We start from the raw sequence: 11129 nt of genomic DNA, 5'->3' as shown, positions 1-11129 counted from the left end.
TTATGCTGCCGCAGATGGATATCGACGGTCAGGAAAAACTGTTGGCCGCTCATGTACTGGTCGTCGGTCTTGGCGGTCTTGGCAGTCCGGTGGTGCAGTATCTGGCTGCCTCCGGCGTGGGTAAGCTGACGCTGGTGGATGATGACCTGGTGGAGCTTTCCAATTTGCAGCGCCAGCCATTACACAGCAGCGCCGATGTTGGCAAAAGCAAAGTACAGTCGGCGCTGGAATCTGTGGCGGCGCTCAACCCGGAGGTCCATGTGAACGCGCTGCAGGTCAGGGCGGACGATGAATGGTTTCGTGAGCAGCTGTCTGCGGAAAACATTAACCTGGTAATCGACTGTACTGACAACGCCGCCGTGCGTTATGCCCTGAACCGGGTCTGCCTGCAGGCTGGTGTGCCGTGGATTTCTGCCGCAGCTGTTGGTGTTTCCGGTCAGATTACCCTGTTTAATCCGGCAGACAGCGACTCCCCCTGTTACGCCTGTCTCTATCCGCAGCTCAGTGACGATCAGCTCAGCTGCGCCGAGAGCGGTGTGCTCTCTCCTTTGGTCGGTGTTATGGGCAGTATGCAGGCCCTTGAGGCACTGAAATGGCTGGCGGGCAGTGGCCGCTCGTTGAATCAGACATTACTGACCTTTGATGCGCTGGCGTCCGACTGGCGCCGCTGGGCGATTAAAAAGCGCCCTCAATGTCCTGCGTGTGGCTCTGTGTCAGGCTCTGCTACACAGGCGGGCAACGACTGACATATCTGTCACAGTTCTGACAGCTCAGTGTCAGGTTGTTTGCTGTGAATGCCTGTAATTCCCATTGGCCTGTGTGGTCCTGCCGCAAAAACTGCCAGAAATCAGCAGGTTGCATCTGCATCTAAAACTTTATGCCTATTCAGTTATATTTGGCATTTCCTTTGCTCTTTTACCTGCTACACCTAAAACAACAGAGCACAACAATAAGGGGCAGTTATGGCCAGAGTAATCGTTCTTGGCGCCGGTACCGGCGGCATGGCAGGCGCGTATGAAATCCGCGAAATCCTGAGCAAAGAGCATCAGGTGACGGTGATTAACGACAAAGAAGACTTCCAGTTTGTTCCGTCTAACCCCTGGATTGCGGTGGGCTGGCGTGAGCGTCCGGAAGTCAGTTTTCAGATCCGCCCATACCTGGAAAAGAAGGGGATCGAATTTATTGCTTCGGCAGCAGTGAGCATTGATGCCAACGCCAATAAAATTACCCTGGCCAACGGTGACGTCGAAGATTACGACTATCTGGTTATCTGTACCGGACCTAAGCTGAACTTTGCCGCCGTGGAAGGCGCTGGCCCGCACGGTGGTTTTACTCAGTCGGTGTGTACGCTGGATCACTCTGAAACCTGCTATGACAACGTTAAAGCCCTGATCGATGAACCCGGCCCGGCGATTGTTGGTGCGCTACCGGGCGCTTCCTGTTTTGGTCCGGCCTATGAATACGCTTTTATTCTCGACCGTGAACTGTGCAAGAAAAAAGTCCGTGACCGCGTGCCGATGACCTATGTCACCAGTGAGCCTTATATCGGCCATCTGGGTCTGGGCGGTGTGGGTGATTCCAAATCCATGATGGAATCCGAACTGCGTAACCGTCATATCAAATGGATCACCAACGCTAAAGTGACCAGAATTGAAGATGGCATGATGTATGTGGATGAAGTGAACGACGACGGCAGTCTGAAAAAACAACACGAGCTGCCGTTTAAGCATTCCATGATGCTGCCGCCGTTTGCCGGTGTTGATCCGGTGGCTGGGGTCGAAGGTCTGGTGAATCCGAAAGGCTTCGTCATCATCGACGAATATCAGCGTAACCCAACCTTTAAAAATATTTTCTCTGCCGGCGTGTGTGTAGCGATTCCACCGATTGAAGAAACACCGGTACCGCTCGGCACACCAAAAACCGGTTATATGATCGAATCCATGATGACTGCCATTGCCCACAACCTGTCAGCGGATCTGGATGGCAAAGGCGAAGCCAACCACCGTGGTACCTGGAGCGCTATCTGTCTGGCCGACATGGGTAATACCGGTGCAGCGTTCGTAGCGATTCCGCAGATTCCACCCCGCAACGTGACCTGGTTTAAGAAAGGTAAGTGGGTGCATCTGGCTAAAATCGCCTTTGAAAAATACTTTATGCGTAAGATGAAAACCGGCTCCAGTGAGCCTGTGTATGAAAAATACACGCTGAAAGCGCTGGGTATTAATCGTCTGAAAGACGATGGCGGTCATTAATTGACCGGATTCTTTCAGATATAAAAAAACCGGCAGTTGCCGGTTTTTTTATATCTGTCTGCAGTAGCGTTACTGAGGCTACTCTTCGCCGAAGAGCGAGCAGTCGATCATATCGCACAGACAGTGAATGGCCAGCAGGTGAACTTCCTGAATGCGCGCAGTCACATTGCTTGGTACGCGGATTTCGACATCGTCACGGGTCAGCAGGGAGCCCATATGGCCACCGTCTTTACCGGACAGAGCAACCACGGTCATATCACGTTCGTGAGCTGCCTGAATGGCCTGAATCACGTTGGCAGAATTACCGCTGGTGGAAATCGCCAGTAACACATCACCGGCATTGCCTAACGCCAGAATCTGCTTGGAGAAAATCTCGTTATAGCTGTAATCGTTGGCAATCGAAGTCACGGTCGAAGCATCTGTGGTCAGTGCCATGGCAGGCAGGCCCGGACGCTCACGCTCAAAGCGGTTCAGCAGCTCTGACGAAAAGTGCTGGGCATCACCGGCGGAACCACCGTTACCACAACTCAGGATTTTACCGCCGCTCAGCAGAGCGTTAACCATAACCTGCCCGGCCTGCTCGATATACGGAGGCAGTTGTTCTGCGGCCAGGGTTTTGGTCTCAATACTGGCGCCAAAATGGCCGATAATTCTGTCTTGCACAATAAGGCTCCTTCAATTGCAGGACGCATCATAATCAAGCTGTCAGACAATGCCAAATAACATTTATTCTCACAGAAACAGCATATCCAGAACCGGATGAGCAAAATAACTGAAAAATGCGATCTGGCTCGCCAGCAGCAACAGGCTGGCGATAAATGCAGCAACAGGAAAGTCAGTCTGCACGTCAGTGTCGTCAGTTATGCCGGTTGCTGAGTGGGTTGTTGTATCAGTGGCTGTATCCGTTGCTGTTTGGCGTATGTTAACAGTCGCAGCCATGTCGCTGCGCTGATGCCGGTCATTGCTCTGTGCGTCAGCTGAATCACCGGGCTGGCAGGGGGACTGCAGTTTGCCCAACACCCGCTGAATATCCGCACGGCTGAAACCCTGCTTAATCACTGCGAGGTCACTGCGCAACTCACAGGCCGCGGCAAATCGTTGCAGTAAACGGCGGCGGGCAGGTGGCAGCCACAGCACGGTGGCCGTTCTGAGCAGGAGTTTATTCAGATTGTCGCGGTGCATGGCATGGCTGAATTCGTGCAACAGCACCAGCTGCAGTTCCTCATCGTTCAGGGTTTCTGTCAGACCCCGCGAGATAAATACCTGTGGACGCCACAGACCCACGCACCAGGCCAGCAATAACGGTGAATCAATTAACTGTACCTGATTAAGGCTGTCTTCTTTGCTCAGCTGGCGGATGGTCTGCAGGCGCTGATGATTTTTCTGCAGGCGGCGGACAGTGGCAAACAGCAGAGCAGCAATCGCAAAGGTAATCAGTGTGGCAATAACACCGGCGCTGAGCGAGGCGTGGCCAACATCCGGAATATGCGGGCCACAGACATCGCCATGACAATGATCGTGAAAAAGAAAGCCGGCCAGTCCCGGGTGTACCAGAAAAATCGTCACCCACAGCACGGTCAGCCAGGGTAGCAGCGCCCATAAGGTCAGCAGCCGGGTTTGCGCTGTTGCGGATAATGGTGCCTGCGATGTTTGCGATTGAGTGTTCACCGGCCGGGAAAAACACAGTCTGCTGAGCAGCGAAGAAAATACAGAGGACAATGCTGAAGACAACAGCAAAACCACAACGCCGCTGATGATGATGTCGCTGAATTCACTCATCAGAGTTCAGTCATCCCTGTGGTGACAGGTTTTGGGGCGACAGGGTTTGGGATGACTGGTCTGTGGTTGTTCGCCTGCGCTGTTAACGTTACTTTGCCGGGCGCCAGCGATGGTATCAGTGAGTTGCTGCTGTATTCCGGCATCGGCACTGCCGAGGTAATCCATAAACCCGGAAACCATCACATTCATATCACCGTCGCCGAGATCGTCGGCAATATCGTGCAATAAACTGCTGATAATGCCGCTTTTGCTGGTTGCTGCGGTGTAAACAAACGCACGGCCCTGTTTATGGCGTTGCAGTAATTCTTTGCGGTGCAGGCGCTCCAGTGTGCTTTGCACTGTGCTCAGCGTGATGTCACCGGCCAGCTGCTGCTGCACGGCACGGGCAGACAGGCTGCCATGCTTCCACAGGATTTCCATCAGCGCCAGTTCGCGCTGACCCAGTTCCGGTGTGCGGTTACGTTTGCGGCCAATGCCGAGCCAGCGCTTGAGTTCAGTCGTTGGTTTCATTGCGTGTTCAGGTGTTTATTGTCAGCAAGTGGGAAAACCGACAGGTTATCGGTGTTGGGCTCCGCTTATATCCTGTGGATATTATCATTAAATGAAACGGAGCAAGATATGAAACCCATCTTTGCCGGAGTGATGTGCGCAGTCCCGGCATTGGCCGTTCCGGCTTTAGCCCAGGCTGCCCCATCTCAGATTGCAGCAGAGACTCAGTCGGAAGCCCAGTCGGAAGCCCAGTCAGAAAACCAGCAGACGCCTGCGCAGCTTTCTTCTCAGGTGGTTAATGGTCGCGGAGCATTGATTGGCGAAGCCAGTTCAGCATCTCAGGGCTATGTTTCACAGCAGGAAATTGCGTTGCGTCCGTTGCTGCGCACCGGCGAAGTACTGGAAATGGTGCCGGGCATGGTGGTCACCCAACACAGCGGCACCGGCAAGGCCAACCAGTATTTTCTGCGCGGTTTTAATCTGGATCACGGCACAGACTTCGCCACTTTTGTCGACGGTATGCCGGTCAATATGCGTACCCATGGCCACGGTCAGGGCTATACCGATCTTAACTTTATTATTCCCGAAGCAATTGAATCCATCGCCTATCAAAAGGGCAGTTACTACGCTGATGTGGGCGATTTTTCCGGCGCCGGCAGTGCCAGCCTGAACACGGCCAGCCAGCTGGACCATGGTCTTCTGCAACTGACTGCCGGGCAGGACAATTATTATCGCGCACTGGCTATGGACAGTGTGCAGGCTGCCGGCGGCGACTGGCTGTACGCGGTGGAACGCAATACCTACGACGGCCCATGGCGTGATATCGACGAAGATCTGGATAAAACCAGTCTGTTGTTAAAGCACAGCCGCAAGCTTGGCGGTGGAGACTGGTCGCTGACCTTTATGGGTTACGACAACAGCTGGAACAGCGCCGATCAGATTCCTGAGCGCGCTGTGAACAGCGGCCTGATCGATGAGCTGGGCTCGCTGGATGACAGTGTCGGCGGTAAAAGCAGCCGTTACAGTCTGAGCACCGCGTGGCACAAAGACGGCCTGCAGCTGTCAGCCTATGCCATCCGCTACGACATGAAGCTCTGGTCCAACTTTACTTATTACCTCGATGATCCTGTGAACGGCGATCAGTTTGAGCAGGTGGATGAACGCTGGATTTACGGCGGCCAGGCCAGTTATGTGTGGCACACTGAACTTGCAGGTCTGGCCATGAGTAACCGTATCGGTGCCGATCTGCGCTATGACGATATCAGCGAAGTGGGTCTGTATCACACTCAGAATCGTCAGCGGCTGGGCACGGTACGCAGTGATGAAGTGGGTGAGCTGAGCACAGGGGTGTTTGCTGAGAACACACTCTACTGGAGCGATAAACTGCGCAGTGTCATTGGTCTGCGTTACGACTACTACGACTTTGACGTGGATACCCGCACCGCTGTTAACAGCAACGGTGTCGATCTGACGCCAAACAGCGGCAATGCCAGTGATGATAATATCGCGCTGAAAGGCAGTCTGATTTATGCGCTTTCCTCTGAGTGGGAAACCTATGTTTCTGCCGGTCAGGGGCTGCACTCTAACGATGCCCGCGGCACGACCATTCGCGTTGATCCGGGTGACGGCAGTGCTGTTGAGCGGGTTGATCCGTTGGTGGATTCCATGGGCTATGAAATTGGTTTGCGCGGTTTCTGGAATCAGCGCCTGAATGCCTCGCTGGCGTTGTGGCAGCTGGATCTCGACAGTGAACTCTTGTTTGTTGGCGATGCCGGTAACACCGAAGCCAGCCGTGCTTCCCGTCGTCAGGGGGTTGAATTCACCGGTTATTACCGCATGACCGACAGTCTGACACTGGATCTGGAATACGCCTGGACCGATGCTGAGTTTAAAGATCATGCGTCGGAAGGGAACGACATTCCCGGTGCCATTGAGCACGTTGCTCAGGCCGGCGTGAGTGCACAGTTTGCTGGCGGTTGGTACGGCAGTGTGCGCGTGCGTTACTTCGGTGAGCGGCCGCTTACTGAGGATGGCTCTGTGACATCCGGGGCAACCACCGTGGTGAATATGAAAGCCGCCTACGAAACCCGGGACTGGGTCTTCAGTGCTGATGTGCTGAACCTGTTCGACAGCGACGATCATGACATCGACTACTTCTATGAGTCGCAGCTGGCGGCAGAAACCTCAGCCGTGGAAGATGTGCATTATCATGTGATGGAACCGCGTACGCTGCGTTTTTCCGCCGGTTATAAATTCTGAGCGGATAACCATGTGAGGCTGGGGGTTGCTCAGCCTCTCACGCTCCTCAGCCAAATACATTTTTCAGTCAAATTATTTGTCAGCCAAACACATTTTTCAGCCAGTCGAACATCACAGGTTCGCCGCTGGCTGAAATCACGTCAAAACGGCAATCCGGTACCCGGCTGCCGTATTCCTGTTGCAGATAGTGCTCTGCAGTTTTGATCAGTTTCTGTTGTTTGGCTGGGGTAATGCTCTCTGCACCGCTGCCGTGGCTGATGTCTTTGCGGTAACGCACTTCAATAAAAACCAATACGTCACCGTCGCGCATGATGAGATCAATTTCGCCACTGCGCAGAGTATAATTGCGGCACACGGGTTTCAGCCCCTGACGGGCGAGAAAGGATTCGGCCTGTAACTCAATGTCATGGCCAAAATGGCGGCTGGAAGTTTTTGCTGCTGAGGCGGAAGAGCTGTTGAACAGCTCTTTGATTTTTTTGCTGATATTCATGGCGTCCCTGCCAGTCGAATTAGATAGGTACTGCTTGTATTAAGTGCTGTTTATCAGTGGGTTTCTGCCAGTTGCGCAGGCTGACCACTGCGGAACATAGTGCATTCGGTACGACGGTGAATACGGCGCTGATCATCCAGCGTCAGTGCACCGGTACTGCCGAACATGCGTGCATAGGGGAACACTTCCAGCTGGCGGATACGGGCCAACAGACGGAAGGAATCAACCCCCATGGCATACAGTCGGGCATAACCGCCCATGCCATCCGGTACCGCGCTCTCTACGCTGTCGTGCAGTTCACTGCTTTCCAGCAGCCATGGCACGTCACAGAAACGCACACCGTTTAAATCACGGTCTTTCTGGCTGTTAACCACACCGGAAAAAACATGCGATGTCGCATACACCGGCAGATCGTTGGCGAAGTTAAACGCCAGCGCCGGTTTGATCATACGACCCTGCTGTGGCAGTGCAACCAGAAAGACCCAGTCGGCGTCTTCACGGCGGCGCGGTTCAAATTCGGTACTCTCACGCAGCAGACTGCGCATGGTTTTGTAGCGCTGCTGACTGTCATCGACGTTCAGCAGGGCTTTGATTTCCGGATTGTAATCGCTGACATTCGGATAAAAACGGGTTTCACCGATTTCACCGCCCAGCTCCAGCCAGCGGGTGCGGAAAGCTTCAAAAATGCGCTCGCCCCAGCCACCGCGTGGCACCATCACCAGTGCCCGGCGTCGGCCATCGTTCCAGGCCTGTTCGGCAATCTGTTCAGCTTCATCTTCTGCCGCCAGACCAAACTGATAGAGGTTGTCCGGCGTTGCTTCGGTATCTGAGCGGTCGCCGTAATTAAGCGCCAGCGTCGGCATCGGCAGACTGGTCTGGGACTGCAGATTATTTACCTGCAGCTTGTTCACCGGGCCAACCATCCACTGTGCACCGTCTAACTGCGCCTGCACATAAGCAATCTGTGGATCAGAATAAAACTGGCTGTCGTAGATGTTTACCTCCGGCGTGGCGAAGCCTTTTTTCACCGACTCATAATAAGCCGCCATAAAACCATCGCGGATGGCTTCACCGGTTTTTGCCAGCGGGCCGGTTAACGGCAGCAGAAGGGCAACATTACTTGGACGGGTCTGAGCCAGCTCTTCCAGTAATGCCAGGCCGCCTGGCAGCTTCTGTGCTGCCGGGTGAGATGGATTCTGTTGCTGCCAGGTTTTTACTGCCGCCAGATGTTCATCCAGTGTCAGACGCGGATTGCGCGAAATCGACGCCAGTTCGAGCCAGCCACCAAACTGGCTGTCGGGCATTTTTTCCGCCCACTCCAGCAGTTCCAGCTCGTTCATGTTCATCAGATCCTGCCAGATCAGATTATGGTTATCGTCGTACTGTTCGCCGTCGAGACCACCAGAGAGAAAGTCGCGCTCACGGGCGGCAGACAGATATTCGCCTTTGCTTTCATACCAGCTGGCACGCAGCAGACTGATGCGGATTTCTTGGGCCGCGGTGGCAGAGCCGGACAGCTCGCTTAAACGGTCGAAATAAGGCTCGGCCATTTCCGGTTGTTTCAGCAGAATATGCAGGCGCGCAGCCTGAAGATTGAACTCCACCAGATCGGCCCCCTGCAGATCCTGTTCACTCAGGAGTTGCAATTGCAGGCCGGCATTGCCAAACTCGCCGGCATCAAGCGCGTTGCGGATCTGCTGAAATATTTCAGCATTGCCCTGCGATACGGCCAGTTCTCCGGCACTGCCCATACCCTGTTGAGGGGTGGTGGAACAGCCACTCAGACCGATGGCCGCGGCACTCAGCAACAGGCAGATTCCGCGCAGTTTTCCTCTTAACCAGGGTTCAGGTAATTTTCCCCGCATGACTTCTGCTTCCAGACTACAGGCCGGCACGCTGTATATCGTGGCGACACCCATTGGTAATTTGTCTGACCTCACCGAACGAGCGAAACAGGTGTTGGCCAGTGTTGATGTGATTGCCTGCGAGGATACCAGACATACCCAGAAATTACTTCAGCACCTGGGTATCCGTAAGCCGCTGCTGTCAGTTCATGAGCATAATGAGAGAGAGCGCACAGAACAGGTGATCCACCATCTGCGCCAGGGTCAGACCATGGCGCTGGTATCGGATGCCGGCACGCCGCTGATCTCAGATCCCGGCTTTCCGCTGGTCCAGGCACTGCGCAGCGAAGGTCTGAACGTCAGCCCGGTTCCCGGTGTCAGCGCTATTATCACCGCTCTCAGTGCTGCAGGCCTGCCTACAGACCGCTTCACCTTTGAAGGGTTCCTGCCACACAAAGCCGGCGGCAAGCGCGAAAAGCTCGAAGCCCAGGCGCAGGAGCCGCGCACACTGGTGTATTACGAAGCCAAACACCGCATCATCGAAACCCTGCAGATCATGGCCGAAGTGTTCGGACCGGAACGCCCGGCCTGTGTCGCCCGTGAACTGACCAAAACCTTCGAGACCTTCTACCCGGGCACTTTGCCGCAGATTATCGAACAGATCAGTGCCGACGATGATCAGCAGAAAGGTGAATTTGTGGTGATGATTGCCGGTAACCCCGACCCGGCACCGGCCAGCGAAGTGGATATGGATAAACTGTTCCGTCTGCTGCTGGTGGAACTGCCACCGAAAAAGGCCGCGGCCATTGTGGCTGAACTGAGTGGTGAGAATAAGAAAGCGCTGTACCAGAAGGCGCTGGAGATTCAGGGTAAGGCGTAAGGGCCTGAGGGCTTAAGGGCGTAAGGGCATAGGAAAGCCAGCGGATAAAACATCCGCAGCAAGGGATTGCGCCGTCAGACCTGTGTGCTTATTCAGAGATTTATATTGAGCCAGACCAGCAACCTTTGCAGCTGCTGGTCTGGCGTTAAATCAGGCTGTTTTCGGCAGGAAAGAAAGATCCACGTGATAGCGTTTCGGGTTGTTTTTATCGATTAACACCGGCACATCATCACCGTCGATATAAGCGCTCGGATCAAACCAGATATTGTCGCTTTTAAAAATATGGATCTGCGAGGTTTGTGGATTCTGCCACTGGGCAGTAATCTGATAAGGATTGCGGCCATTAAAGCTGAAACGGGTGTTATGGCCAATGGATTCGATTTTGGCCAGCACCGGCTGACCTTCCCGCATCAGCTGTTCTGCTTTACGTCGGTTGGCAATGCTATACCAGGTCATGCCTAAACCGACCGCCGAGAAGGCTATGCCCATCAATGCACTGATAATTGAAAATATCCACTGGCTAAAGAAGCCTTTGATCTGGCCACTCCGGCCGGGATTTTCCGGGTCATAAATAACCTCGACCCGCTCGCCAACCGAATAGGCGGGGGAGCTGGAGGACATGGAAGAGACGAACGAATAACCCTGGCCATTGGCTATAAATCCGACGATCGGGCGGTACATATAATGTGAGCTGCCATCGGAGGTGGCGACGTAACTGTCGATCTTCAGAACTTCGCCGGTGGTGGTCGCTGACTGCTGAATAAACTGATAGGTGCTGATACTGCTGTACACACAGGCAAACAACATAAAAATGCCGACCGCGCTGAATGCGATTTTGAATGCTTTCATAATCTGTCCTTAGAATTAATCCATTACTGCCATCACGGCAGGGGCTTAATGTAATCCCTGACGCTGTATTTGCCCACCGCAACAGTTCACAAAAATGGGATTTGCTGACAGCAGTGACCGGCAGGTAAGACATAATCCGCCTATAAAGAACATCCGACATTCAACAAGACAGCGGACGGCAGTTCCGTTAGAATGCGCGCCGAGTCGACCAGACAGTCGCTGCCTGCGCAAGCAGGGGGAGGAAAGTCCGGGCTTCATAGGGCAGGGTGCCAGGTAACGCCTGGGGG

General features: G+C 54.1%; 10 protein-coding genes. 4 read left to right on the top strand and 6 right to left on the bottom strand.

Annotated elements, in window-relative coordinates; genetic code table 11:
- Positions 1 to 2: 2 nt before the first annotated feature.
- A complete protein-coding gene (locus B2Z72_RS07850) occupies positions 3 to 746 on the top strand; it encodes a HesA/MoeB/ThiF family protein (RefSeq protein ID WP_297004498.1) in 744 nt (247 codons plus the stop codon).
- Between the two features lie 216 nt (positions 747 to 962).
- A complete protein-coding gene (locus tag B2Z72_RS07845) occupies positions 963 to 2252 on the top strand; it encodes an NAD(P)/FAD-dependent oxidoreductase (protein ID WP_296982893.1) in 1290 nt (429 codons plus the stop codon).
- A gap of 78 nt (positions 2253 to 2330) precedes the next feature.
- Here B2Z72_RS07845 and B2Z72_RS07840 read toward each other — a convergent pair whose 3' ends face one another.
- The 3 genes from B2Z72_RS07840 to B2Z72_RS07830 all read right to left on the bottom strand — a co-directional run bounded on the left by B2Z72_RS07840 (position 2331) and on the right by B2Z72_RS07830 (position 4541).
- Positions 2331 to 2918, bottom strand: a complete 588-nt coding sequence (locus B2Z72_RS07840; RefSeq protein ID WP_296982901.1) for a phosphoheptose isomerase — start codon at positions 2916 to 2918, stop codon at positions 2331 to 2333.
- A gap of 66 nt (positions 2919 to 2984) precedes the next feature.
- Entirely contained in the window at positions 2985 to 4031 is a 1047-nt protein-coding gene (locus B2Z72_RS07835; RefSeq protein ID WP_296982892.1) for a M56 family metallopeptidase, read from the bottom strand.
- Positions 4032 to 4037: 6 nt separating this feature from the next.
- Entirely contained in the window at positions 4038 to 4541 is a 504-nt protein-coding gene (locus tag B2Z72_RS07830; RefSeq protein WP_296982891.1) for a BlaI/MecI/CopY family transcriptional regulator, read from the bottom strand.
- A 108-nt stretch (positions 4542 to 4649) separates the two neighbouring features.
- Here B2Z72_RS07830 and B2Z72_RS07825 point away from each other — a divergent pair, with 108 nt between their 5' ends.
- Positions 4650 to 6779 (top strand): TonB-dependent receptor, encoded by a 2130-nt coding sequence (locus tag B2Z72_RS07825; protein WP_296982890.1) that lies wholly within the window; start codon positions 4650 to 4652, stop codon positions 6777 to 6779.
- Between the two features lie 79 nt (positions 6780 to 6858).
- Here B2Z72_RS07825 and B2Z72_RS07820 read toward each other — a convergent pair whose 3' ends face one another.
- Together B2Z72_RS07820 and B2Z72_RS07815 are read right to left on the bottom strand one after the other, a co-directional pair.
- A complete protein-coding gene (locus tag B2Z72_RS07820; protein WP_296982889.1) occupies positions 6859 to 7269 on the bottom strand; it encodes a YraN family protein in 411 nt (136 codons plus the stop codon).
- Positions 7270 to 7322: 53 nt separating this feature from the next.
- The gene (locus tag B2Z72_RS07815; RefSeq protein WP_296982888.1) at positions 7323 to 9134 is read right to left on the bottom strand and encodes a penicillin-binding protein activator; all 1812 of its coding nucleotides are present in this window, start codon (positions 9132 to 9134) and stop codon (positions 7323 to 7325) included.
- Between B2Z72_RS07815 and rsmI the strand changes: the two genes are divergently transcribed.
- Positions 9133 to 9993, top strand: a complete 861-nt coding sequence (gene rsmI / locus B2Z72_RS07810) for a 16S rRNA (cytidine(1402)-2'-O)-methyltransferase (protein ID WP_296982887.1) — start codon at positions 9133 to 9135, stop codon at positions 9991 to 9993. The genes B2Z72_RS07815 and rsmI overlap by 2 nt on opposite strands.
- 150 nt (positions 9994 to 10143) lie before the next feature.
- On the opposite strand, the gene B2Z72_RS07805 is transcribed toward rsmI, so the two are convergent.
- Positions 10144 to 10842 (bottom strand): DUF3592 domain-containing protein, encoded by a 699-nt coding sequence (locus tag B2Z72_RS07805; protein ID WP_296982886.1) that lies wholly within the window; start codon positions 10840 to 10842, stop codon positions 10144 to 10146.
- Positions 10843 to 11129 lie beyond the last annotated feature (287 nt).

Origin of the sequence: Thalassolituus sp. UBA6592, from assembly GCF_002433655.1 — a bacterium.
Taxonomy (GTDB): domain Bacteria; phylum Pseudomonadota; class Gammaproteobacteria; order Pseudomonadales; family Oceanobacteraceae; genus Venatoribacter.
The sequence above is the reverse complement of the archived record's forward strand: the minus strand, read 5'-3'. Positions and strand labels throughout refer to the sequence as shown.